This is a genomic window from Streptomyces venetus (assembly GCF_039540295.1).
In the GTDB taxonomy this organism is placed as follows: domain Bacteria; phylum Actinomycetota; class Actinomycetes; order Streptomycetales; family Streptomycetaceae; genus Streptomyces; species Streptomyces venetus.
This window is the reverse complement of sequence record NZ_BAABET010000009.1, coordinates 277,699-302,228: the sequence shown is the minus strand read 5'-3', so window position 1 is coordinate 302,228 and position 24,530 is coordinate 277,699. Positions and strand designations below refer to the sequence as shown.

Genomic DNA, 24,530 nt, shown 5'->3' with positions numbered 1-24,530 from the left:
ACAGGGGGTGCCGGGGCCGAACGCGCCTCGACGGACGCATACCATCGACTCGAGACCCTCCCGTCCGGCAGGCGCGGGAGACGCTTCGACGAGGGGACACCGGTGGACGAGAGCGGCGGGCGCGGGCAGCCGCAGTCCGGCAACGACGAGTCGGCCGAGCGCCACGAGGGGCCTCCGGCCCGGGCCACCGACCCGACTCCCGCCGACGAACAGCCGAGGGACGAGCGGCGGTTCACCCCCGAGCAGCACGACGACACCCCGCCGACGGCACGGCCGGGCGTACCGGGCGCCGCCGCGAAGCACGAGACGCCGTCCGGCGACGACCCTGCCGGTTCCGCCGACGGACCCGACGGGCGTGAGCCGGTCGGTCACGACGAGCAGGCCGACCGCGCCGACCACGCCGACCCGGAGGCCGACGGCCCGCACGCGGCACCCGGTGGTGAGCGCGACGGGAGCCCTTCGCCGCAGGGCGACGCGCACCCCGACCGCGAGGGTCACGACGCGCACCCCGACGGCGAGGGTCACGACGCGCACCCCGACCGCGCCTACGCCGGCGGCCCGCACACGGCCCCCTCCGACCGGCCCGAGGCGCACCACCGGCACCCGGATACCGCCCCTCACCCCGGTGCTCCCGGCCACCGCCCCGAGCCGCCTGCCGCCACCGGTGAGCGCCCCCTCGCGCACTCCGCCGACGGCAAGGGGCCCGCTCCCCAGCGCCCGGAGCCACGCGGCGGGCTGCTCATGGGGCGGCCGTTCGGCGTCCCCGTGTACGTCGCGCCCAGCTGGTTCCTCGTCGCCGCGCTGATCACCTGGGTGTTCGGCGGGCAGCTGGAGCGCGTGCTGCCCGAGCTCGGCGCCGCCCGCTACCTGGTCTCCCTGTTCTTCGCGGTCGCCTTCTACGCCTCCGTACTCGTCCACGAGCTGGCCCACACGGTCGCCGCCCTCCGCTTCAAGCTCCCGGTCCGCCGCATCCAGCTCCAGTTCTTCGGCGGTGTCTCCGAGATCGAGAAGGAGGCCGAGACCCCCGGCCGGGAGTTCGTGCTCGCCTTCGTCGGCCCGCTGCTCTCCCTCGTCCTGGCGGGCATCTTCTACGCCTCGATGCAGATCGTGGAACCCGGCACGGTCCCGGGCGTCCTGCTCGCCGGCCTGATGATCTCCAACCTCATCGTGGCCGCGTTCAACCTCCTGCCCGGCCTGCCGCTGGACGGCGGCCGCATGCTCCGCGCCGTCGTCTGGAAGCTCACCGGCAAGCCGATGAGCGGCACCATCGCCGCCGCCTGGGTCGGCCGCGCCCTCGCCGTCTCCGTCCTGATCGGCCTGCCCCTGCTGACCCAGTCCGGCGCCCTCGGCACCGACGCCGTGGACAACGTCGGCATGGACACCGTCCTGGACGCCCTGCTCGCCGCCATCCTCGCCGCGATCATCTGGACCGGCGCCGGCAACAGCCTGCGCATGGCCCGCCTGCGCGAGCACCTCCCCGAACTCCGCGCCCGCGCCCTGACCCGCCGCGCGGTCCCCGTCGAGACCCACACCCCCCTCTCGGAGGCCCTGCGCCGCGCCAACGCCGCCGGAGCCCGCGCCCTGGTCGTCGTCGACGCCGACGGCCACCCCCTCTCCCTCGTCCGCGAGGCCGCCATCGTCGGCGTACCCGAGCACCGCCGCCCCTGGGTGGCCGTCAGCGGCCTCGCCCAGGAACTCACCGACGGCATGCGCGTCTCCGCGGAGCTGTCGGGCGAGGAACTCCTCGACGCCCTGCGTGCCACTCCCGCCACCGAGTACCTCGTGGTGGAGGAGACCGGTGAGATCTACGGCGTGCTGTCGGCGGCCGACGTCGAGCGCGCCTTCGTCAAGGCGATGGCCAGGCCTCAGTAGGCCCGGGTCTCCCGGAAGGCCCTCACATGGGGGAGTGGTCGGCGGCCGCAGTAAACGCCGGTAGGCTGGTCACATGTCCGAACCGACCGGTGCCGCCCGCAGGCGCGGGCCCTTCAAGGTCGGGGACCAGGTACAGCTGACCGACCCCAAGGGCCGCCACTACACGTTCACGCTCGAGGCCGGGAAGAACTTCCACACCCACAAGGGTTCCTTCCCGCACGACGAACTGATCGGCGCTCCCGAGGGCAGCGTTGTCCGCACCACGGGAAACGTCGCCTACCTCGCGCTGCGCCCCCTGCTCCCCGACTACGTCCTGTCCATGCCCCGCGGGGCAGCCGTCGTCTACCCGAAGGACGCGGGGCAGATCCTCGCCTTCGCCGACATCTTCCCCGGCGCCCGCGTCGTGGAGGCCGGCGTCGGCTCCGGCTCGCTCAGCAGCTTCCTGCTGCGGGCCATCGGCGACCAGGGCATGCTGCACAGCTACGAGCGCCGCGCGGACTTCGCCGAGATCGCCCAGGCGAACGTCGAGCGCTACTTCGGCGGACCGCACCCCGCCTGGCAGCTCACCGTCGGCGACCTCCAGGACAACCTGTCCGACGCCGACGTGGACCGCGTCATCCTCGACATGCTCGCCCCCTGGGAGTGCCTGGAAGCCGTCTCCAAGGCGCTGGTCCCCGGCGGCATCCTGTGCTGCTACGTGGCGACCACCACCCAGCTCGCCCGGACCGTCGAGTCCATCCGCGAGATCGGCTGCTTCAACGAGCCGACCTCCTGGGAGACGATGATCCGCAACTGGCACATCGAGGGCCTGGCCGTCCGCCCGGACCACCGGATGATCGGCCACACCGGCTTCCTGCTCACCGCCCGTCGCCTCGCCGACGGCGTCGAGCCGCCCATGCGGCGTCGCCGCCCCGCCAAGGGCGCCTACGGCGAGGACTACGCCGGCCCGAACGCCGACGGCGGCACCGGCCGCTGAGACGCCCCTCCGCCCGCACAACGCACCGGCGCGGTGGCGGAGTTCCCGGACCCGCCCCGGGAACTCCGCCACCGCGCCTTTCCGTTGCCACCGCGAGTGAACCGCGGAGCGGTGCCGTTGACCTGCCGCAAGCCCCGGCGGCGGTGCCGGCGCGGCAGCGGCGCCCCGCGCAGGCACGGGCGTGCTGACACAGCGGCAGGAACCGTAACCCTCCTGACTTCCCCGGCGCAGGATGCGCACACCCCGCCGTTCCCTCGGAGTGTGACGTGTGGCACCATGCTGGCCACCCCACCTCACCGGCACAGCCTCAGGAGACTCTCCTAGTGCAGCCTTCCGCCGTCCCGGAGCTCGCCCACACCCACACCCGCCCGATCCACTGGCTCGCCACCGCGACGGCCGTCGCCGGTGTCGTCGCCTTCTCCTCGTTCCTGCAGCCGGACGCCGCGACGGCGGCCCAGGCGGCAAGCCCCCGAACGAAGAGCGCCCCGGTGCACTTCGCTCCGCCCGATCCGGCCGCGGCGACCTTCCCGATCGAGTGCGGCCCGGTGCGGGCCGTGGTGAAGAAGAAGGCCTCCGCAGACCTCGACGGCGACGGCAGTCCGGAGACGGTGGCCGTGGTCCACTGCGACTCCCCGATGGGCACCCCGCCCGACGGCGTGTACGTCCTCACCCGGGACGGCGACAGCGGCAAGCCACGTGTGGTGGCCACCCTGCTCGACCCCCACAAGCGCACCAACGTGAGTGACTTCGCCGTGCGGGAGGGCGCCGTCACGGCCACGCTCCTCGGCTACTCGTCGGCCGACGTGCCGCGTTGCTGCCCCGACGTGAAGAGCGACGTGAAATGGCGTTGGCAGAACGGCGCGTTCGTCCGCTCGACGCCGTCCGGGGCCCGCGGCGTGTGAAGGCCGTGCGGCCGCGGTGTGTGAGATATCAGACAGTAGTCACGGAACGTAGAGAAATGGTCACCCCGCGTCCGGCCCGTAGACCTCGGCCCTGTCCGAAACACGACGTACGTGGATGCACTCGCCCGGACACTCCTTCGCGGAGTCGACCACGTCCGTGAGGAGCGGCAGCGGAACGGGCGTTGTCGCGCCCTTGTCCTGGAGCAACTCGTCGTCGGCGCTCTTCACATAGGCCAGACCGTCGATGTCCAGCTCGAACACCTCGGGCGCGTACTGGGCGCAGATGCCGTCACCGGTACAGAGGTCCTGGTCGATCCAGACCTCCAGCGCCTCGCCCTCGACTCCGGCCTCCTGCTGCACGCTCATGTCTCCTGCCGTTTCATGCGTCGAGCCAGGTCGGGAATCCGGCCAGCTCTGACGGGTGTTGAACGCTTCGACCCTACCTCCGGCTGGGTTCCAATCATGTTCGCTGGGTATTCCCCTGGCGTGAGGGAGAGCGCAAGGGTGAAGATCGGACACACCCCGACCGTCTTTGTGATCTAGGGGTTTCAATCGACACCCGCCCAGGTAGGGTCTGGAAGCGTCCAGCTCCCCTTGGAGGAGGTGAGGACCGTGGCAGCCCACGACGACGACATGAACCGCGGCATCCGCCCGGGACGCGGGTCCGACGACCCGGCCGGGCAGATCGCCTACCTTGAGCAGGAGATCGCCGTCCTGCGACGCAAGCTCGCCGACTCTCCGCGACACACGAGGATTCTCGAAGAGCGGATCGTCGAGCTGCAGACCAATCTGGCCGGCGTGTCCGCACAGAACGAGCGACTCGCCAACACGCTCCGTGAGGCCCGTGACCAGATCGTGGCCCTCAAGGAGGAGGTCGACCGGCTCGCACAGCCGCCGGCCGGCTTCGGAGTTTTCCTGCAAGCGAACGAGGACGGCACCGCCGACATCTTCACCGGCGGCCGCAAGCTCAGGGTGAACGTCAGCCCCAGCGTCGAGCTCGAAGAGCTCCGGCGCGGCCAGGAAGTGATGCTCAACGAAGCTCTCAACGTGGTCGAGGCCATGGAGTACGAGAGCGTCGGAGACATCGTCACCCTCAAGGAGATCCTCGAGGACGGTGAGCGGGCCCTGGTGCTCGGGCACACCGACGAGGAGCGGGTGGTGCGGCTCGCCGAGCCGCTGCTGGACGTCACCATCCGCCCCGGCGACGCCCTGCTCCTGGAGCCCCGCTCCGGATACGTCTACGAGGTCGTGCCGAAGAGCGAGGTCGAGGAACTCGTCCTCGAAGAGGTCCCCGACATCGGCTACGAGCAGATCGGCGGACTCGGCGGCCAGATCGAGGCCATCCGGGACGCCGTGGAGCTCCCCTACCTCTACCCGGACCTGTTCAAGGAGCACGAACTGCGGCCGCCGAAGGGCGTCCTGCTGTACGGGCCCCCCGGATGCGGTAAGACCCTCATCGCCAAGGCCGTGGCCAATTCACTGGCCAAGAAGGTCGCCGAGGTGACCGGCCAGGCCGCCGGCAAGAGCTTCTTCCTCAACATCAAGGGCCCGGAGCTGCTGAACAAGTACGTCGGTGAGACGGAGCGGCAGATCCGCCTCGTCTTCCAGCGGGCCCGTGAGAAGGCCAGCGAGGGCACGCCCGTCATCGTCTTCTTCGACGAGATGGAGTCCCTCTTCCGCACCCGCGGCTCCGGTGTCAGCTCGGACGTGGAGAACACCATCGTCCCGCAGCTGCTCGCCGAGATCGACGGTGTGGAGGGCCTGCAGAACGTGGTCGTGATCGGTGCCTCCAACCGTGAGGACATGATCGACCCGGCCATCCTGCGGCCCGGCCGGCTGGACGTGAAGATCAAGATCGAGCGTCCGGACGCCGAAGCGGCCAAGGACATCTTCGGCAAGTACCTCACCGAGCGCCTCCCGCTCCACGGCGACGACCTCGCCGAGCACGGCGACTCCAAGGCGTCCACGGTCCAGAGCATGATCCAGACGGCCGTGGAACAGATGTACGCCGAATCCGAGGAGAACCGCTTCCTGGAGGTCACCTACGCCAACGGTGACAAGGAAGTCCTCTACTTCAAGGACTTCAACTCCGGCGCCATGATCGAGAACATCGTGGGCCGGGCCAAGAAGATGGCGATCAAGGACTTCCTCGAGAAGAACCAGAAGGGTCTGCGCGTCTCCCACCTCCTCCAAGCCTGCGTGGACGAGTTCAAGGAGAATGAGGACCTGCCGAACACCACCAACCCGGACGACTGGGCCCGGATCTCCGGAAAGAAGGGCGAGCGGATCGTGTACATCCGTACGCTCATCACCGGAAAGCAGGGCGCGGACACCGGACGCTCCATCGACACGGTGGCGAACACCGGTCAGTACCTGTAAAAGGCAGGGCGGCTGCGGGTGCCCTCGGCGGGTACCCGCAGCCGACTGTTTTTCGGGCCACGGCTGGAGCAACGCAATGACGCAAATGATCTCCCCACCAGCGCAAAGGCGTTCTAGGCTCTTCCGTACCGCCGAGTCGCGCAGTGCGGGGACGGGTACCGCACACGCAACCGAGCGCCAGCGGTATCTGAGCGGCGCCCACGACCGAGGGAGCCGCCGGGCAAGGAGGGCCGCATGACCGTACGGCGAGTAATGGGCATCGAGACGGAGTACGGGATCTCCGTCCCCGGCCACCCGAACGCCAATGCCATGCTCACCTCGTCCCAGATCGTGAACGCCTACGCGGCGGCGATGCACCGGGCCCGCCGGGCCCGCTGGGACTTCGAGGAGGAGAACCCGCTGCGGGACGCCCGAGGCTTCGACCTCGCCCGCGAGGCCGCCGACGCCAGCCAGCTCACCGATGAGGACATCGGCCTGGCCAACGTGATCCTCACCAACGGTGCACGGCTCTACGTCGACCACGCCCACCCCGAATACAGCGCCCCCGAGGTCACCAACCCCCGGGACGCCGTCCTCTGGGACAAGGCGGGCGAACGGATCATGGCGGAGGCCGCGGAACGGGCCGCCCAGCTGCCCGGTGCCCAGCCCATCCACCTGTACAAGAACAACACCGACAACAAGGGCGCGTCCTACGGCACGCACGAGAACTACCTGATGAAGCGGGAGACCCCCTTCTCGGACATCGTGCGCCACCTCACGCCCTTCTTCGTCTCCCGCCAGGTCTTCGCCGGAGCGGGCCGCGTCGGCATCGGCCAGGACGGGCACGAACACGGCTTCCAGCTCAGTCAGCGGGCCGACTACTTCGAGGTGGAGGTCGGCCTCGAGACCACGCTGAAGCGCCCGATCATCAACACCCGCGACGAGCCGCACGCCGACGCCGAGAAGTACCGCCGGCTGCACGTGATCATCGGAGACGCGAACCTGTCGGAGATCTCGACGTACCTGAAGCTGGGCACCACGGCTCTCGTCCTGTCGATGATCGAGGACGGCTTCATCGCGGTGGACCTCGCCGTCGACCAGCCCGTCCGCACGCTCCACCAGGTCTCGCACGACCCGTCGCTCAAGCGTCTCGTCACGCTCCGCAGCGGCCGGACGCTCACCGCTGTCCAGCTGCAGATGGAGTACTACGAGCTCGCGCGCAAGTACGTCGAGGAGCGGTTCGGGGCGGACGCCGACGACCAGACCAAGGACGTCCTGTCCCGCTGGGAGGACACCCTCACCCGTCTGGAGCACGACCCGATGAGCCTGGCCGGCGAACTGGACTGGGTCGCCAAGCGGGAGCTCATGGAGGGCTACCGGCGCCGGGACGACCTCGACTGGGACGCGGCACGGCTGCATCTGGTCGACCTCCAGTACGCCGACGTACGGCCCGAGAAGGGCCTGTACAACCGTCTGGTGGCCCGCGGGCGCATGAAGCGCCTGCTGGGCGAGGACGCCATCGAGCGGGCCCGTACGACGCCACCAGAGGACACACGCGCCTACTTCCGCGGCCGCTGCCTGGAGCAGTACGCGGACGACGTCGCGGCGGCCTCCTGGGACTCGGTGATCTTCGACCTCCCGGGCCGGGACTCGCTGCAGCGCGTCCCAACCCTGGAACCGCTTCGCGGAACGCGTAATCACGTCAAGGAGCTCCTGGACCGCTGCCGCACCGCGGAAGACCTGGTCAGGGTCCTGTCCGGGGGGTGAGCACGCATCGCGGGTACTCGGGAGGGGCCCGCCGGACAGGGTGGAAAATCCCTGGTCCGGGAATCATCGAGGTGGTCCCCGTACGTTGGAGCAACTGCGGGGCCACTGTCAGACCCGGCGAGTAGGGTCTGATCTTGACCGAGCAACTGTGTCGGGCGAACCGAGCGGGGTGAGGGATATGGCGACCAAGGACACCGGCGGCGGACAGCAGAAGGCCACCCGGTCCACCGAGGAGGTCGAGGAGCAGGCGGCGGAGGCGCAGGCTTCGGAGGACCTCAAGGAGCGTCAGGAGAAGCTGAGCGACGACGTGGACTCGGTTCTGGACGAGATCGACGACGTACTCGAGGAGAATGCCGAGGATTTCGTTCGGAGCTTCGTGCAAAAGGGTGGGCAGTAAAGGCGACTGGTGCACTCTAGCCTTTGATCTGAAGGCGGCGGGGGATGGAAGCGGCCAACGAGCCGAGCGTGAAGCGATGCAGGAAGTGCGAGCGGGATCTGCCTCTTGCTGCATATGCCCGCGACAAGAATCGGCGTGACGGCCTGCAGGTGCACTGCCGGGAGTGCGTGGCAAAGTACAGCGCCGCGCACTACCGGCGTCGCCGGGAGGCCATGGGGAAGCCGGTGCGGGGGCAGGTGGATGTTCCGGCCGGATACAAGCTCTGCCGGACTTGCGGCGGGATCAAGCCGCACAGTGAATGGCATCGCAACGCGACCGCATCCGACGGGCTGTCGACACGCTGCAAGGCATGCCGGGCGGTGCAGGGTCGTCAGGGGCATCTGAAGCGTCAGTACGGCATCACGGAAGCCGAACGTGACGGTCTGATCGCCTCCCAAGGAGGCGTGTGCTGTATATGTCTGTCGGCCGTGCCCGAGCATGTGGATCACTGCCACAGGACGGGTAGGGTCCGTGGCGTACTGTGCTTCAGCTGCAACGCTGCACTGGGGCAGTTCAAGGATCGGCCCGATGCCATAAGGCGGGCTGCCGCTTACGTGGAAGGAATCGCGTGGAAGCCAACACTCGTAGCACCGGGCGTCTACCAGCTGCCTTCCTGACGCCAGGGTCTTCTTCCTTCATGGACTTCCTGTCCGAGCACCAGCCGGAGATGCTGCCCGGCAATCGGCAACTGCCGCCCACCCAGGGCGTGATCGAGGCGCCGCACGGCACCACGATCGTCGCCGTGACGTTCCCCGGCGGTGTCGTCCTCGCCGGTGACCGGCGGGCCACCATGGGCAACGTCATCGCGCAGCGGGACATCGAGAAGGTCTTCCCGGCCGACGAGTACTCGGCGGTGGGCATCGCCGGTACGGCGGGTCTGGCCGTGGAGATGGTGAAGCTGTTCCAGCTGGAGCTGGAGCACTTCGAGAAGGTCGAGGGGGCGCAGCTGTCGCTGGAGGGCAAGGCGAACCGGCTGTCGACGATGATCCGTTCCAACCTCGGCATGGCCATGCAGGGCCTGGCCGTGGTGCCGCTGTTCGCGGGGTACGACGTGGACCGTGAGAAGGGGCGGATCTTCTCGTACGACGTGACGGGCGGGCGCTCCGAGGAGCAGGGGTACGCGGCCACGGGTTCCGGTTCGATCTTCGCGCGCGGTGCGATGAAGAAGCTGTTCCGGAACGACCTGAGCGAGGCCGACGCCACGACGCTCGTGGTCCAGGCTCTCTACGACGCGGCAGACGACGACTCGGCGACCGGTGGTCCCGATGTCGCGCGCCGGATCTATCCCATCGTCACCGTGATCACCGAGGACGGCTTCCGCCGGCTCTCCGAGACCGAGGCGTCCGATATCGCGCGCTCGGTCCTGGAGCGGCGGCTGGAGCAGCCGGACGGTCCGCGGGCCGCGCTGCTGTAGGCGGCGGGCTGTCTTGAATCAGGGTGGTCCAGTGAATCGTCGGAATTCTGAAGAGAGGGACGGATAACCGGTGTCGACGCCGTTCTATGTCTCACCCCAGCAGGCGATGGCCGACCGGGCCGAGTACGCCCGCAAGGGCATCGCCCGTGGCCGCAGCCTGGTCGTGCTGCAGTACGCCGACGGCATCGTGTTCGTCGGCGAGAACCCGTCCCGTGCGCTGCACAAGTTCAGCGAGATCTACGACCGGATCGGCTTCGCGGCCGCCGGCAAGTACAACGAGTACGAGAACCTGCGGATCGGCGGTGTGCGCTACGCCGACCTGCGGGGTTACACCTACGACCGGGACGATGTGACGGCCCGGGGTCTGGCGAACGTGTACGCGCAGACGCTGGGCACGATCTTCTCGAGTGCGGCTGAGAAGCCGTACGAGGTGGAGCTGGTCGTCGCCGAGGTCGGGGAGACGCCTGAGGGCGACCAGATCTACCGGCTGCCGCATGATGGTTCCATCGTGGACGAGCACGGCTCGGTCGCGGTGGGCGGTAATGCCGAGCAGATCAGCAGCTACCTGGACCAGCGTCACCAGGAGGGCATGACGCTCGCCGAGGCGCTGAAGCTGGCGGTGCAGGCGCTGTCCCGCGACACCAACGGCAGCGAGCGGGAGATCCCCGCGGAGCGGCTGGAGGTGGCGGTGCTGGACCGCACGCGCCCGCAGAAGCGCAAGTTCAAGCGGATCAGTGCGCGTCAGCTGTCGCGCCTGCTGGAGGCGGATGGTTCGGGGCCGGCGACTGCGGCGGAGGCCGAGGAGTCCGGGGACGACGAGTAGTTCCCCCGCGTGGGGCGGGGGGTGGGTCGGGGCCGTGCCGGGGGGTGTCCGTCCTCGGAACGGCGCGACGCGGTTGGCTACCGGCTAACTGGCGTCATACGCGCCGCCCGCTGCGGGCGGACACCCCCCGACACGGCCCCTCACGCGCGTCGGCGGCTGCGGGCGCATCAGCCCCAGCTGCGGGCATGCGTGCCGCTGGGGCGATGGGGGTCCCCCCTGCTCGAGCGAAGCCGAGAGCTTGGGGGAGGGTGGGCGCAGCGGTACCCCGCTGCGCCGGGCTGCGCAACGCCCCGGCCCCAGCACCAACGCCGGGTACAGCTAGCGTGGGGGCGCCGTGGAGCCCCGTACGACCAGCCGCACGGGAATGTCCCCACCCTCGGGCTCACGCCCCTCCAGAACGGCCAGCAGAGCCCGCATCCCCCGTTCCCCGAACAACTCGGCGTCGAGGCGGACCGTCGTCAGCTCCGGGTCGATCGCCGTGGCCAGGGCCAGGTCGTCCAGGCCGGTGACCGAGACGTCGTCCGGGATGCGCAGGCCCAGCCGGCGGACGGCTTTGTACGCCCCGGCGGCCAGTTTGTCGTCGTCGCAGACGAGGGCCGTGGGGCGGGGGCCGGGTTCCGACAGAGCCTTCTCGGTCGCCGTCACCGCGCCCTCGATGGAGATCGGTGAACGGGCCGTGACGACCGACGTGCCCGGCACTGAGGCCACACGCGTCGCCAGTTCCCGGGCCCGCACCTCGAAGGTCCAGGACGGGACGTCCGCCGCCAGATGGAGGAAGCGGCGGTGGCCCAGCCCCAGCAGATGCTCCGCGACCTGGCGGACACCGTCGGTGATGTCGAGGTTGACCGTCGCCGCTCCCAGGCTGCCCTCCGGGTCGCTGTCCAGCATCACCAGGGGCAGCGCCTCGCCACGGATCGCCGTGAGCGCGTCCGCCGCCATGGACGAGGCGATGACGCCGTCCAGCGCGGCCTGCGCGGAGGCGAAGGGGTCCCGGGCGGGGCCGATGCCCTCGGGGGAGGGGTAGAGGACCACGCCGAAGCCGTGCTCGGCTGCGACGCGGGCGGCGCCCGTGTAGACGCCGGCGAAGAACTCCGTGGTGAGGGCGGGGACGACCAGGAGGACCGTGCGGGTGCGGCCCAGGCGCAGGTTGCGTGCGGCCAGGTTGGGGCGGTAGCCCAGCTCGCGCGCGGCCTCGCGGACCCGCTCGGCCGTCGCCTCCGCGACCCGTCCGCGCCACTTGTCCCCGAGGACCAGGGAGACCGCCGCCTGGGAGACCCCGGCGGCCTGGGCGACGTCCCGGCTCGTGGGGCGGGTGGTGCTGCCTCGTGCCACCGTCGGCGTGCTCCTTCGTCTGGACTCCCGAACAGCGGACATGGTACGTATGAGCTCCGACGTTATACGTAAAACCTAGGGGCGGGGACATGGCCACGGGATACCTGGAGATCCTTCGGGCGCGGCATGCCGCCCGGCTGCTCGTCGGCACGCTGGTGGGCCGGCTGCCCTGCGCCACGGCGCCCATCGCGATCGTGCTGTACGTCCGGGCGGAGGGCGGCACGTACAGCCTGGCGGGGGCTCTGGCGGCCGTGTACGGCGTCGCCAACGCCGTAGGGCAGCCGGTCCTGGGCCGGCTGGTGGATCAGCGGGGACAGCCTCGTGTGCAGCTGCCGGCAGCTGTCCTCTCCGCGCTCGCCATGGCCGTGTTCGCCTTCGGCGGCATCGGGTCGCTCCCGCTCGCGTACGGCGCCGTCGCCGCGGCCGGGATCTTCACACCGCCCCTGGAAGGCGGGCTGCGGGCGCTGTGGCCCTCGGTTCTCCGGAAGGAGGACCAGGTCCACACGGCGTACGCCATGGACGCCGTGGCCCAGGAGGTGATGTTCACCGTCGGGCCGCTCCTCGTGACGCTCTGCGTGTCCCTGTGGTCGGCCCAGGCCGCGCTGCTCGTGCTGAACCTGGTGGGGGTGCTGGGGGCGCTGTCCGTAGTGGTGTCGCCGCCCTCACGCGCGTGGCGGTCGGCGCCGCGCGAGGCGCACTGGCTGGGTGCGCTGCGCTCGTCGGGGCTGCTGGCGCTGCTGGCCGCGTTCCTGTTCGTCGGGATGGCGCTCGGGTCCATCACCGTCGCCTCGGTGCCCTACGCGGACGAGCACGGCGGTGACGCGGTGTACGGCTGGCTGATGGCCGCCCTGGGGTTCGGGGCGCTGGTCGGCGGCACCGTCTACGGGGCCCGGCAGTGGGCCGGTGAGCCCGCGCGGCGACTCCAGGTGCTGGTGGGCCTTCTGGTGGTGTGTTACCTGCCGCTGATGCTGATGCCGGACGCGGTGCCCATGGTGGCGCTGACCGCGCTCGCCGGGGTCTTCCTCGCGCCCGCCATTGCCTGCGCGTTCGTCCTGGTCGACCGGCACGCTCCGCGCGGCACCGTCACCGAGGCGTTCTCCTGGCTCGTGACGACGTTCACCGTGGGCCACTCGGTGGGAACGGGCGTCGCGGGCCCCGTCGTCGAGGCCGGAGGGGCCCTGTGGGGCTTCGCCGTGCCGGGTGTCGCGGGTGGCGTGTCCCTGCTGGTTTTGACCGCCACGCGACGGGTACTCGCAGCTCCCGGCGGGGGAGCGGTTGTTGCGGCCGGTTCGGAAAATGATCCAAACCGTGCCCTCGAACCCCGTTTCAGTTCAGGGGATCGGGCGTAATGTTCCCTCATGGACCGCCGCATTTTCGGGCTGGAGAACGAGTACGGCGTCACGTGCACGTTCAGGGGACAGCGCCGCCTGTCTCCTGACGAGGTGGCGCGGTACCTCTTCCGCCGTGTCGTGTCATGGGGCCGCAGCAGCAATGTCTTTCTGCGAAACGGCGCCCGCCTCTATCTCGACGTGGGCTCACATCCGGAATACGCCACACCGGAATGTGACAACGTGATCGAACTGGTCACCCACGACAAAGCGGGCGAGCGCATTCTCGAAGGACTCCTGGTGGACGCCGAACGACGCCTGCACGAGGAGGGAATCGCGGGCGACGTCTACCTCTTCAAGAACAACACCGATTCGGCGGGCAACTCCTACGGCTGCCACGAGAACTATCTGGTCGCCCGGCACGGGGAGTTCTCCCGGCTCGCGGACATTCTCATTCCGTTCCTGGTGACGAGGCAGCTGCTGTGCGGTGCCGGCAAGGTGCTGCAGACGCCGCGCGGGGCCGTGTACTGCGTCAGTCAGCGGGCCGAGCACATCTGGGAGGGCGTCTCCTCGGCGACGACCCGCTCCCGGCCGATCATCAACACGCGCGACGAGCCGCACGCGGACGCCGAGCGCTACCGGCGACTGCACGTCATCGTGGGCGACTCCAACATGTCCGAGACGACCATGCTGCTCAAGGTCGGCGCGACCGACCTGGTGCTGCGCATGATCGAGGCGGGCACGGTGATGCGGGACCTCACACTGGAGAACCCGATCCGGGCGATCCGCGAGGTCAGCCACGACATCACCGGGCGCCGGAAGGTGCGCCTGGCCAGCGGCCGGGAGGCCTCCGCGCTGGAGGTGCAGCGCGAGTACTACGAGAAGGCGCTGGACTTCTGCGAGCGCCGTGGCATCCGCACGGGCACCGTCGAGCGTGTGCTGGAGCTGTGGGGCCGGACGCTGGACGCGATCGAGACCGAGGACCTCGACCGCATCGGCACCGAGATCGACTGGGTCATGAAGTACAAGCTCATCGAGCGGTACCGCAGCAAGAACAACATGACCATGTCGCATCCGCGGGTCGCGCAGATAGACCTCGCCTACCACGACATCCACCGCCGTCGTGGCCTGTACTACCTGCTCGAGAAGAAGGGCCAGGCGGCCCGGGTCTGCAACGACTTGAAGATCTTCGAGGGCAAGTCCGTTCCGCCGCAGACCACTCGGGCCCGGCTGCGCGGGGACTTCATCCGCCGGGCCCAGGAACAGCGCCGTGACTTCACGGTCGACTGGGTCCACCTCAAGCTCAATGACCAGGCTCAGCGCACCGTGTTGTGCAAGGACCCGTTCCGTTCCGTGGACGACAGGGTGGAGAAGCTGATCGCCGGAATGTGAGGAATCGCGCCGGCGGGGATATCTCGCCGGAACGCCACACGGGCGCCGTACGTTACCAGTGCGGCGCCCTGCTCACGCCGTAGAGTTGCGCGCACGCCATCAGAAGATCGATTGATTACGAGGCCCCCACAGTGCGCCGACGCTCACTTCTCATCGCAGTTCCCGCAGGTCTGACCACGCTCGCCGCATGCGGTGAGGACAAGTCCGACTCGAGCAAGGCCAGCGACAGTCCGTCGCCCTCGGCGTCGTCCCCGTCCGCGGCCCCGCCGCCGAAGATCGTGGACGGTCCGCTGCCGGCGGTCACCGCGGGCACCAAGTTCGACGAGAAGCCGACGATCGCCAAGGGCAGCGGTGAGCCGTCGAAGCAGCTGGCGGTGAAGACGCTGATCGCGGGCAGCGGCAAGACGGTCGCGGAGAACGACTTCGTCGTGGCGAACTACCTGGGCCAGGTCTGGAGCACGGGCAAGGTCTTCGACAACTCCTACGACCGCAAGACCCGCCTGGCCATCCAGCTCTCCCAGGGCCGGATCATCGACGGCTGGCGGTATGCGCTGGCCGGCAAGAAGGCCGGCAGCCGTGTCGAGATGGCCGTCCCGCCGACCTGGGGTTACGGCTCGCAGGGCAACCCGCAGGCGGGTATCAAGGGCACCGACACCCTGGTCTTCGTGGTCGACGTGCAGGACACGTTCAACGCCACGAGCTCCGCCAAGGGCGAGAAGGCCCCGCAGGACGACGCGGACCTGCCCAAGGTCGGCACCAACACCGACGGCAAGGCGCCCAGCATCGAGGTGCCCAAGGCGGACGCCCCGACCAAGCTCGTCGCGGAGTACGTCCTGGAGGGCGACGGCGAGAAGGTCGCCGCCGACGACAGCGTGCTCGTGCAGTACAAGGGCGTGCTGTGGGACGGCGGCAAGGAGTTCGACTCCTCGTACGCCAACAAGCAGCTGGTGTCGTTCTCGCTCCAGCAGGTCGTCAAGGGCTGGGCACAGGGCCTGACCGGCAAGAAGGTCGGCAGCCGCGTCCTCATCGTCATCCCGCCGAAGCTGGGCTACGGGGACAACCCGCCGCAGGGCAGCGGCATCAAGAAGGACTCCACGCTGGTCTTTTCGGTGGACATCCTCGCGAAGCTCTGAGGTGCGTGGGATGTAAGACTGTGCGTGTTCGCCTTTTCGCAGACAAGCAGGAGCTAGAGACGTGAGCATCGACAAGCCCGAGATCGACTTCCCGGGCGGCGAGCCCCCGGCGGACCTCGAGATCAAGGACATCTGGGAAGGCGACGGCCCGGTCGCGCAGGCGGGCCAGACCGTCACCGTGCACTACGTCGGTGTCGCCTTCAGCACGGGCGAGGAGTTCGACGCCAGCTGGAACCGCGGTACCCCCTTCCGCTTCCCGCTGGGCGGCGGCCGGGTCATCCAGGGCTGGGACCAGGGCGTGCAGGGCATGAAGGTCGGCGGCCGCCGCCAGCTGACGATCCCCGCCCACCTCGCCTACGGCAACCAGAGCCCGACCCCTCTGATCAAGCCGGGCGAGACGCTGATCTTCGTGGTCGACCTGCTCGGGGTCTGACCAAGGTTCGAACAGAATCGATCATGCGGGGCCCATGCCTGTTCGGGCATGGGCCCTCGGCTTTGCCGCACCACCGCGGGGCGGTACGGTCAACGTCGTCAAGCACCATAGGGAGGCGAAGGGCGTCGATGGCCATTGCCAAGGCCGAGCGGCTGATGAACCTGGCGCTGTGTCTGCTCGGGACGCGGCGGCCGCTCAGCAAGCGTGAGCTGCGCGACTCCATCGAGGCCTACGTCGAGGCCTTCGGGCCGGGCAACGGCGCCGGCGGCAACGACGACTCCTTCAACCGCATGTTCGAGCGCGACAAGGACGACCTGCGCGAACTCGGACTGGTCATCGAGACCGTCGAGAGCCTCGACGGCGAGATCGGCTACCTGGCCCGCCGTGACAGCAACCGCCTCCCGCCCATCACCCTGGACGCCGAGGAGGCCGCCGCGCTCGGGCTCGCCGCCAAGGTGTGGCAGCAGGCCCGGCTCGCCGGCGCGGCCAGCGGCGCCCTGCAGAAACTACGCGCGGCGGGACTCCCCGAGGACGTCGACCCCTACGGGCCGCACGGCGCGCTGGAGCCCCGCATCCCCGTGCACGAGGCGGCGTTCGAGCCGCTGATGCTCGCCTGCCGGGACCGCCGGCCGGTCGTGTTCGACTACCGCAAGGCGACCGCCGCCCACCCGGAGCAGCGGCATGTCGAGCCGTGGGCGCTGGAGTGCTGGCGAGGCCACTGGTACCTGGCCGGCTGGGACCGCGACCGGGGCGCCGAGCGTGTCTTCCGGCTGTCCCGGATCACCGGCAAGGTCCGCTCGCGCGGCGGCCGGTACACCGCTGACGTGCCGGACGTCGTCACCGTCCGTGAGACCGTCGCGAGCTGGGCCGGGGAGATCGCGGACCGCTCGGCGCGGATCCGGCTGCGCTCGGACGCGGGGTACCCCCTTCGGGCGAAGGCGGCCTCCGTGCGGGAACTCGGCGACGGCTGGGACGAGTTGGAGATTCCGTACGGCCACGGGCTGGACGCCTGGCTGGTGGAGTTCGGCCCGGACGTGGTCGTCCTGGAGCCCGCCGAGCTGCGGGCCGACGTGGTGGACCGGCTGCGGGCCGTGGCCAAGGGCTGAGGGGGAGCGGGAAGAGACAGTGGCAGGCAAACCGGTCAGGCCCGTGAACGCCATCGACCAGACCCGGCGGATGCTCTCCCTGGTGACGTATCTGAGAGAGCGTCCCGGGGCACGGGTCGAGGACGTCGCGCGTGCCTTCGGCATCACCGAGGACGAGCTGGTCTCCGACCTCGACGTGCTGCCCATGTGCGGCACCAGCTTCCGCGGCGGGGACCTGCTCGACATCGACACCGACGGCGAGCGCATCTGGTGGCACAACCCGGCCGCCCTCGCGGCGGAAGCGGCCGAACCGCTCCGGCTCGCCGCCGATGAGGCCACCGCACTGCTCGTCGCCGCCCGGGCCGTGGCCACACTGCCCGGACTGCGCGAGAGCGACCGCCAGGCGCTGCTGCGGGCGACGGCCAAGGTGGAGACCGCGGCCGGCGAGGCGGCGGGCGCCAGCTCACGCCTGTCGGTGACCTTCGAGTCCGAGGGCGGAGTCTTCGCGGACGTCGACCGGGCGATCGCCGAGCGCCGCCGGCTGTGGATCCGCTACTACTCGCCCGCGCGCGACGAGGTCACCGAGCGGGAGATCGACCCGATCCGCCTCGTCAGCGTCGGGCACACCTATGTCGAGGCCTGGTGCCGCCGCTCCGAGGCGCGCCGCACCTTCCGGCTCGACCGGGTCGCGGAGATCAGAATCCTGGACGAGCCGTCGGCGCCGCCGGAGGTCGAGCTGCGGGACCTCTCGGAGGGGCTGGTGCAACCTGCCGCGGAGGACCCGGAGGTCGTCGTCGAGGTCGGCCCGGGCGGGCGCTGGGTCGCCGAGTACTACCCGCACGACAGTGCGGATGAGCTCCCGGACGGCGGGCTGCGTATCACTCTGCGGACCCCCGACCCGGCGTCGCTGCGGCGCCTGGCACTGCGGCTCGGACGTGACGGCCGCATCGTGTCGCCACCCGACCTCGCGCAGAGCGCCCGGCTGGCGGCCCGCGAGGCGCTGGCGGCGTACGACGGGATCGAGTCGGTCCAAGCCGCCGACGTGACGGAGGCGGCCGGGGCCCCCGGGCCGCAGGCGCCGCGTCCGGCGCACGCCACTCAGGCCGGGCCGGACGGCGGGCGTACGTGAGCCGTCACGGCGCACCGTGCCGTGGGGCGGGAGCGCGCGGTCCCGCGGCCTTGCCCGGCGGGGGGCGGCCGTGGTCCGGCCGTGCCCGGGCCCGGCGGTGGTGCCCCGGAGGCGAACGACCCGAGGACGAGGAGCGAGGACTGTGAGCGAGTCGGTGACGTCGTCCGGTGCGCGGGGCATCACGGTGGAGTCCGCGTTCGCCGGGATGAGAGGCGTGTCCCCGGTGATGTTCAGAGCGGGCTGCCCCGACTGCCGGGAGCGTTTCGAGCTCGCCGCGGGTGCGCTGCGCCTCGCCATCGGCGCCTCGAGCCGCACCACGTTCTACTCGTTCACCTGCCCGGAGTGCGGGGCTTCCGTCCGTAAGCCCGCGGGGGAGCGGATCGTCGAGCTGCTCACCGGCGGCGGCGTGCGGACCCTGCGACTGCACTCGACCCTCTAGAGGGGCGGGCCGTCCGGCCGTCCGGGACGGTCTAGGCTCGACGTCATGTTCTGGCCGATGTTCGCGGTTGCACTGGGGTTCGTGGGTCTCGCCGTGCTGGGGGTGCTCGCCGTACGGGTCTTCGTCGAGGCACAGCGCCTGGCCAGGCAGGTCACGGACTCGGCGCGGCGCATCAACCGGGCCGCCGAGGACCTGGACCGGGCGGCGGAGAGTGCCGCCCGGTCCGTGGACGCCCTGTGAGTCACGCAGCAGGCGGCTGTGAGTTGCGTTTCGGGACAGTTCGCCCTGTCACCTCGGCGGTACGTACAGGTACTCTGCTGGTCGCGGCCCGGTTAACGAGGCACTGGTCGCGGACGGGAGTACGCACAGGGGATGCAGAGGGATTGCCTCGCGTTCACCCCTGAGCGTTACGATCGCTGTCGACACGATCGTTCGGACACATGTCCGACCGGTCGGACAGCACCCCACCACAGCCGCCTCGGTGAGAAGGTAAAGACTTATGTTCGGAAGGCTCGGAGCCCCCGAGATCATTCTCATCCTCGTCGTCATCATCCTGCTGTTCGGCGCGAAGAAGCTTCCGGACATGGCGCGGTCGCTCGGCAAGTCCGCCCGCATCCTCAAGAGCGAGGCCAAGGCGATGAAGGACGACGGCAAGTCGTCCACGACCCCGGCCGGTCCGCCCAACCCCGACGAGCAGCCCGCGCAGCGCACCATCCAGTCCGCGCCCGGCGACGTGACCAGCTCCCGCCCGGTCAACGAACCGACGGACACGACCAAGCGCTGACGCAGGGCCGGTGACCTCCGGCCCGCCGCACGAGATGGGAACGTGGGTTGCTGAAGCCTGCCCGCAAGGAGAAGGAGAAGGACCCCGAGGGGCGGATGCCCCTCGCGGAGCACCTTCGCGAGCTCCGCAACCGGCTCGCCAAAGCGATGCTGGCGATCGTCGTCGTCACGGTCGTCGCGGCCTTCTTCTACAACGACATCATCAACTTGATCACCAAGCCGATCCTCGACTCGGTCGGCTGTGACAAGACGTTCGCGGAACTGGCGAACTCGCGGCCCGACGCGAAGCCGTGCGCGCAGATCACCATCAACGGTCTGCTCGCCCCCTTCACCCTGGCGCTGAAGGTCTCGCTGATGGCCGGTGTGGTGCTGGCCTCGCCGGTCTGGCTCTACCAGCTGTGGGCCTTCGTCGCCCCCGGTCTGCACCGGCACGAGAAGAAGTACGCGTACGCGTTCGTCGCCACGGGTGCCCCGCTGTTCGTCACGGGCGCCTACTTCGCCTACACGGTGCTGCCCACCTCGGCGAAGGTGCTGCTCGACTTCACCCCGGGCGGCACGTCCAACCTCCTTCCGCTGGACGACCTGCTCGACCTGGTCATGCGGATGGTGCTCGTCTTCGGCCTCTCCTTCGAGCTGCCGCTGCTGCTGGTCATGCTCAACCTCACCGGGGCGCTCAGCGGCAAGCGGATGCTCGGCTGGTGGCGCGGCATGATCATGGCGATCACGGTCTTCGCGGCCATCGCCACGCCCAGCACCGACCCGCTGACCATGCTGATGCTCGCCGGGCCGATCTGGATCCTGTACTTCGGGGCGGTCGCCTTCTCCCTGCTCAACGACCGTCGCCGCAGCCGCCGCGACGCCCTGGGCCCCGACGACGACGAGGCCTCCGAGCTGGACCTCACCCCCGAGGACATCGGCGAGATCGAGCCCGTGGCCACCGGGCGCGCCGCCCTGCCCGAGCAGGCGAGCTCGGAGCGGTCGGACCGGGTCAACGGTTATGACGACGTGACCTGAAGACCGCCGGGCAGCTCATAGGGTCGGTCCCGTGACCAGCGAGATCACCCTCTTCGTCAACCCCACCGCGGGCCGCGGCCGGGGCGCCCGCGCGGCGCAGCCGGCCGCTTCCGCTTTGCGGGCGGCCGGTTTCTCGGTGCGCACGGTGCTCGGGGAGGACGCGGCCGACGCCCTCACCCGCGCACGGGCCGCCGTCGCGGGCGGGACCGGGGCGCTGATAGCCGTCGGCGGCGACGGCATGGCACACCTCGCCCTGCGGGCCGTCGCGGGCACACGCACCCCGCTCGGCCTGATCGCCGTCGGCACCGGCAACGACTTCGCCCGCGCCCTCGGCCTGCCCGTGCGCCAACCGGCCGCCGCCGGGCGCATGATCGCCGATGCCCTCAAGTGCGGTCGGCTCCGCGACATCGACCTCGGTCAGGTGGGCGACCGCTGGTTCGGCACCGTCCTCGCCTCCGGCTTCGACTCCCGCGTCAACGACCGGGGCAACCGCATGCGGTGGCCCGCCGGCCGCTTCAGGTACGACCTCGCGATGATCGCCGAACTGGCCGCGTTCCGGCCCGTCCCGTACCGGATCCGGCTCGACGACGGCGACGTCCGCGAGGTCGAGGCGACGCTGGTGGCCGTCGGCAACGGCTCGTCGTACGGGGGCGGCATGCGGATCTGCCCCGGGGCCGATCTGACCGACGGACTGTTCGACGTCACGGTGGTCGGGGACTGTGGCCGTTCGACGCTGCTGCGGGTGTTTCCGCAGGTGTACCGGGGCACACACACAGAGCACCCGAAGGTGACCGTGCTGCGGGCGGCGCGGGTCGAGATCGCCGCCGAGGGGATCACCGGCTACGCGGACGGGGAGCCGCTCGGCCCGCTGCCGCTGAGCGCGCGCTGCGTGCGCGGGGGCGTGCGGGTCGTCGGCCCCTGAGCTGCGCCGATCCCAGGTTTCACAGGATCGGATCCGGATAATGATCGTCCTGTTGTCAGTGGGGCCCGGTACGCTCGAAAGCACGATGACAGAGGATCTCTCACCGGCCGAGCGGTACGCGGCGGCGCGCGAGCGCGCTGCCGAGCAGGCCACCGCGCTCGCGTCCTTCCGCGAGATGTACGACTTCGGCCTCGACCCCTTCCAGATCGAGGCCTGCCAGGCGCTCGAGGCGGGGAAGGGCGTGCTGGTCGCCGCGCCCACCGGCTCCGGCAAGACGATCGTCGGCGAGTTCGCCGTGCATCTCGCCCTCCTCCAGGGCAAGAAGTGCTTCTACACGACGCCCATCAAGGCGCTGTCGAACCAGAAGTACGCCGACCTGTGCCGCCGTTACGGCACCGAGAAGGTGGGCCTGCTCACCGGAGACAACAGCGTGAACTCCGACGCTCCGGTGGTCGTGATGACCACCGAGGTGCTGCGGAACATGCTGTACGCCGGTTCGCAGACCCTCCTGGGCCTCGGCTACGTGGTCATGGACGAGGTGCACTACCTCTCCGACCGGTTCCGTGGAGCCGTCTGGGAAGAGGTGATCATTCACCTTCCCGAATCGGTGACCCTGGTCTCCCTCTCGGCGACGGTGTCGAACGCCGAGGAGTTCGGCGACTGGCTCGACACCGTCCGCGGCGACACCGAGGTGATCGTCTCCGAGCACCGGCCCGTGCCGCTGTTCCAGCACGTGCTGGCCGGACGGCGGATGTACGACCTGTTCGAGGAGGGCGAGGGCCACAAGAAGGCCGTCAACCCCGACCTCACGCGCATGGCGCGCATGGAGGCGAGCCGGCCGTCGTACCAGGACCGCCGGCGTGGCCGGTCCATGCGCGAGGCCGACCGTGAGCGTGAGCGCAGACAGCGGTCGCGGATCTGGACGCCTAGCCGGCCGGAGGTCATCGAGCGGCTCGACGCCGAGGGGCTGCTGCCCGCCATCACCTTCATCTTCAGCCGTGCCGCCTGCGAGGCCGCGGTCCAGCAGTGCCTGTACGCGGGGCTCCGCCTGAACGACGAGGAGGCGCGCGAGCAGGTGCGCTCGCTCGTCGAGGAGCGCACGGCGTCCATCCCGGCCGAGGACCTGCACGTCCTCGGCTACTACGAGTGGCTGGAGGGCCTGGAGCGCGGCATCGCCGCCCATCACGCGGGCATGCTGCCGACGTTCAAGGAGGTCGTCGAGGAGCTGTTCGTGCGCGGCCTGGTCAAGGCCGTGTTCGCGACCGAGACGCTCGCACTCGGCATCAACATGCCCGCCCGCTCGGTGGTGCTGGAGAAGCTCGTCAAGTGGAACGGCGAGCAGCACGCGGACATCACACCGGGTGAGTTCACGCAGCTGACGGGGCGTGCGGGGCGGCGCGGCATCGACGTCGAGGGCCACGCCGTCGTGCTGTGGCAGCGCGCCATGAACCCCGAGCATCTGGCGGGCCTCGCCGGCACGCGGACGTACCCGCTGCGGTCCAGCTTCAAGCCGTCGTACAACATGGCGGTCAACCTCGTGGAGCAGTTCGGCCGGCACCGCTCGCGGGAGCTGCTGGAGACGTCCTTCGCGCAGTTCCAGGCGGACAAGTCGGTCGTCGGGATCTCCCGGCAGGTGCAGCGCAACGAGGAGGGTCTCGAGGGCTACAAGGCCTCCATGACCTGCCACCTCGGCGACTTCGAGGAATACGCGCGAATGCGCCGCGAGCTCAAGGACCGGGAGAACGAGATCGCCCGGCAGGGCGCGGCACAGCGGCGCGCCGAGGCCGCCGTCGCGCTGGAGAAGCTGAAGCCCGGTGACGTCATCCACGTGCCCACCGGCAAGTACGCGGGCCTGGCGCTGGTGCTGGACCCGGGCCTGCCCGCGGGCCGCTCCAACGGACACCGCGGCTTCGAGCACCACGACGGGCCGCGCCCGCTGGTACTGACCGCCGAGCGGCAGGTGAAGCGGCTGGCGTCCATCGACTTCCCGGTGCCGGTCGAGCCGCTGGAGCGGATGCGGATCCCGAAGTCCTTCAACCCCCGCTCCCCGCAGTCCCGTCGGGACCTCGCGTCCGCGCTGCGCACCAAGGCCGGGCACATCCCGGCCGAGCGGCACCGCAAGCGGCGCTCCCAGGCGGCCGACGACCGGGAGATCGCCCGGCTGCGGACCGCGCTCCGCGCGCACCCGTGCCATGGGTGCGACGACCGTGAGGACCACGCCCGTTGGGCCGAGCGCTACCACCGGCTGCTGCGGGACACCTCGCAGCTGGAGCGGCGGATCGAGGGCCGCACGAACACGATCGCCCGGACGTTCGACCGTATCGTCGCGCTGCTGACCGAGCTGGACTATCTGCGCGCGGACGAGGTCACCGAGCACGGCAAGCGGCTCGCGCGGCTGTACGGCGAGCTGGACCTGCTGGCCAGCGAGTGTCTGCGCGAGGGCGTCTGGGAGGGACTCGGCCCGGCCGAACTGGCCGCCTGCGTCTCGGCGTTGGTGTTCGAGTCCCGGGTCGCGGACGACGCGATGGCGCCGAAGCTGCCGTCCGGGAAGGCCAAGGCCGCGCTGGGCGAGATGGTGCGGATCTGGGGGCGGCTGGACGCGCTGGAGGAGGAGTTCCGGATCACCCAGACCGAGGGGGTCGGGCAGCGTGAGCCGGACCTCGGGTTCGCCTGGGCCGCGTACATGTGGGCCTCCGGCAAGGGGCTCGACGAGGTGTTGCGCGAGGCGGAGATGCCGGCGGGGGATTTCGTGCGGTGGTGCAAGCAGGTCATCGATGTGCTGGGGCAGATCGCTGCGGCGGCGCCGGTCGGGTCTTCCGTGGTGAAGAACGCGCGTAAGGGTGTCGATCTGTTGCTGCGGGGGGTTGTCGCCTACTCGTCGGTGGGGTGAGCTTGTTGCGCGGGTGCCGGTGGTTGGTGGTTGCTCGCGCAGTTCCCCGCGCCCCTTGAGGGGCGTTGTTCTGAAAGTCCCTCACCCGTTGCGGTGAGGGAC

The 24,530-nt window shown here is 70.2% G+C and carries 23 protein-coding genes; 21 read left to right on the top strand and 2 right to left on the bottom strand.

Annotation, left to right across the window (positions count from 1 at the left end; all coding sequences use genetic code 11):
* The first annotated feature begins 102 nt into the window (after positions 1-102).
* From ABEA82_RS28780 to ABEA82_RS28770, 3 genes are all read left to right on the top strand, one after another.
* Complete coding sequence (locus ABEA82_RS28780; RefSeq protein ID WP_345664593.1) at positions 103-1,872, top strand: site-2 protease family protein; 1,770 nt, start codon at positions 103-105, stop codon at positions 1,870-1,872.
* 73 nt (positions 1,873-1,945) lie between these two features.
* Positions 1,946-2,848: a tRNA (adenine-N1)-methyltransferase gene (locus ABEA82_RS28775; protein ID WP_020274881.1), complete on the top strand. Its 903-nt coding sequence runs from the start codon at positions 1,946-1,948 to the stop codon at positions 2,846-2,848.
* Between the two features lie 323 nt (positions 2,849-3,171).
* The gene (locus ABEA82_RS28770; RefSeq protein ID WP_345664592.1) at positions 3,172-3,750 is read left to right on the top strand and encodes a hypothetical protein; all 579 of its coding nucleotides are present in this window, start codon (positions 3,172-3,174) and stop codon (positions 3,748-3,750) included.
* Positions 3,751-3,810: 60 nt separating this feature from the next.
* Here the strand turns inward: ABEA82_RS28770 and ABEA82_RS28765 are convergent, their stop codons facing one another.
* Positions 3,811-4,116, bottom strand: coding sequence for a ferredoxin (locus ABEA82_RS28765; protein WP_345664591.1), 306 nt, complete (start codon positions 4,114-4,116; stop codon positions 3,811-3,813).
* A gap of 246 nt (positions 4,117-4,362) precedes the next feature.
* Between ABEA82_RS28765 and arc the strand changes: the two genes are divergently transcribed.
* The 6 genes from arc to prcA all read left to right on the top strand — a co-directional run bounded on the left by arc (position 4,363) and on the right by prcA (position 10,548).
* On the top strand, positions 4,363-6,129 hold the full coding sequence (gene arc / locus ABEA82_RS28760; RefSeq protein WP_345664590.1) for a proteasome ATPase: 1,767 nt from the start codon (positions 4,363-4,365) through the stop codon (positions 6,127-6,129).
* A 234-nt stretch (positions 6,130-6,363) separates the two neighbouring features.
* Entirely contained in the window at positions 6,364-7,875 is a 1,512-nt protein-coding gene (gene dop / locus ABEA82_RS28755) for a depupylase/deamidase Dop (RefSeq protein WP_345664589.1), read from the top strand.
* Positions 7,876-8,053: 178 nt separating this feature from the next.
* The gene (locus ABEA82_RS28750) at positions 8,054-8,272 is read left to right on the top strand and encodes a ubiquitin-like protein Pup (protein WP_030244016.1); all 219 of its coding nucleotides are present in this window, start codon (positions 8,054-8,056) and stop codon (positions 8,270-8,272) included.
* Positions 8,273-8,316: 44 nt separating this feature from the next.
* A complete protein-coding gene (locus ABEA82_RS28745; RefSeq protein ID WP_345664588.1) occupies positions 8,317-8,928 on the top strand; it encodes an endonuclease VII domain-containing protein in 612 nt (203 codons plus the stop codon).
* Complete coding sequence (gene prcB / locus ABEA82_RS28740) at positions 8,880-9,725, top strand: proteasome subunit beta (protein ID WP_345664587.1); 846 nt, start codon at positions 8,880-8,882, stop codon at positions 9,723-9,725. The genes ABEA82_RS28745 and prcB overlap by 49 nt, the downstream gene beginning before the upstream one ends.
* Before the next feature lie 70 nt (positions 9,726-9,795).
* Positions 9,796-10,548, top strand: a complete 753-nt coding sequence (prcA, locus tag ABEA82_RS28735) for a proteasome subunit alpha (protein WP_345664586.1) — start codon at positions 9,796-9,798, stop codon at positions 10,546-10,548.
* Positions 10,549-10,866: 318 nt separating this feature from the next.
* Here the strand turns inward: prcA and ABEA82_RS28730 are convergent, their stop codons facing one another.
* Positions 10,867-11,922 carry a LacI family DNA-binding transcriptional regulator gene (locus ABEA82_RS28730; RefSeq protein ID WP_345664585.1) on the bottom strand — a complete coding sequence of 352 codons (1,056 nt, stop codon included), beginning with the start codon at positions 11,920-11,922 and terminating at the stop codon, positions 10,867-10,869.
* A gap of 47 nt (positions 11,923-11,969) precedes the next feature.
* Here ABEA82_RS28730 and ABEA82_RS28725 point away from each other — a divergent pair, with 47 nt between their 5' ends.
* From ABEA82_RS28725 to ABEA82_RS28670, 12 genes are all read left to right on the top strand, one after another.
* Positions 11,970-13,229: an MFS transporter gene (locus ABEA82_RS28725; protein WP_345664584.1), complete on the top strand. Its 1,260-nt coding sequence runs from the start codon at positions 11,970-11,972 to the stop codon at positions 13,227-13,229.
* Positions 13,230-13,238: 9 nt separating this feature from the next.
* Positions 13,239-14,600, top strand: a complete 1,362-nt coding sequence (gene pafA / locus ABEA82_RS28720; RefSeq protein ID WP_003989115.1) for a Pup--protein ligase — start codon at positions 13,239-13,241, stop codon at positions 14,598-14,600.
* 131 nt (positions 14,601-14,731) lie between these two features.
* Entirely contained in the window at positions 14,732-15,733 is a 1,002-nt protein-coding gene (locus ABEA82_RS28715; protein ID WP_345664583.1) for an FKBP-type peptidyl-prolyl cis-trans isomerase, read from the top strand.
* A gap of 61 nt (positions 15,734-15,794) precedes the next feature.
* Positions 15,795-16,166, top strand: coding sequence for an FKBP-type peptidyl-prolyl cis-trans isomerase (locus ABEA82_RS28710; RefSeq protein WP_345664582.1), 372 nt, complete (start codon positions 15,795-15,797; stop codon positions 16,164-16,166).
* Between the two features lie 128 nt (positions 16,167-16,294).
* Positions 16,295-17,272 (top strand): helix-turn-helix transcriptional regulator, encoded by a 978-nt coding sequence (locus tag ABEA82_RS28705; RefSeq protein WP_345664581.1) that lies wholly within the window; start codon positions 16,295-16,297, stop codon positions 17,270-17,272.
* Positions 17,273-17,291: 19 nt separating this feature from the next.
* A complete protein-coding gene (locus ABEA82_RS28700; protein WP_345664580.1) occupies positions 17,292-18,380 on the top strand; it encodes a helix-turn-helix transcriptional regulator in 1,089 nt (362 codons plus the stop codon).
* Between the two features lie 142 nt (positions 18,381-18,522).
* On the top strand, positions 18,523-18,819 hold the full coding sequence (locus tag ABEA82_RS28695) for a hypothetical protein (protein ID WP_345664579.1): 297 nt from the start codon (positions 18,523-18,525) through the stop codon (positions 18,817-18,819).
* 45 nt (positions 18,820-18,864) lie between these two features.
* Positions 18,865-19,059 carry a G protein-coupled receptor family protein gene (locus tag ABEA82_RS28690; protein WP_345664578.1) on the top strand — a complete coding sequence of 65 codons (195 nt, stop codon included), beginning with the start codon at positions 18,865-18,867 and terminating at the stop codon, positions 19,057-19,059.
* A gap of 259 nt (positions 19,060-19,318) precedes the next feature.
* Positions 19,319-19,603 (top strand): Sec-independent protein translocase subunit TatA, encoded by a 285-nt coding sequence (tatA, locus tag ABEA82_RS28685; protein ID WP_003989108.1) that lies wholly within the window; start codon positions 19,319-19,321, stop codon positions 19,601-19,603.
* 47 nt (positions 19,604-19,650) lie between these two features.
* Positions 19,651-20,616 carry a twin-arginine translocase subunit TatC gene (tatC, locus tag ABEA82_RS28680; RefSeq protein WP_345664577.1) on the top strand — a complete coding sequence of 322 codons (966 nt, stop codon included), beginning with the start codon at positions 19,651-19,653 and terminating at the stop codon, positions 20,614-20,616.
* Positions 20,617-20,647: 31 nt separating this feature from the next.
* The gene (locus tag ABEA82_RS28675) at positions 20,648-21,538 is read left to right on the top strand and encodes a diacylglycerol kinase (protein ID WP_345664576.1); all 891 of its coding nucleotides are present in this window, start codon (positions 20,648-20,650) and stop codon (positions 21,536-21,538) included.
* 40 nt (positions 21,539-21,578) lie between these two features.
* Positions 21,579-24,428 (top strand): DEAD/DEAH box helicase, encoded by a 2,850-nt coding sequence (locus tag ABEA82_RS28670; RefSeq protein ID WP_345664575.1) that lies wholly within the window; start codon positions 21,579-21,581, stop codon positions 24,426-24,428.
* Positions 24,429-24,530: the final 102 nt, after the last annotated feature.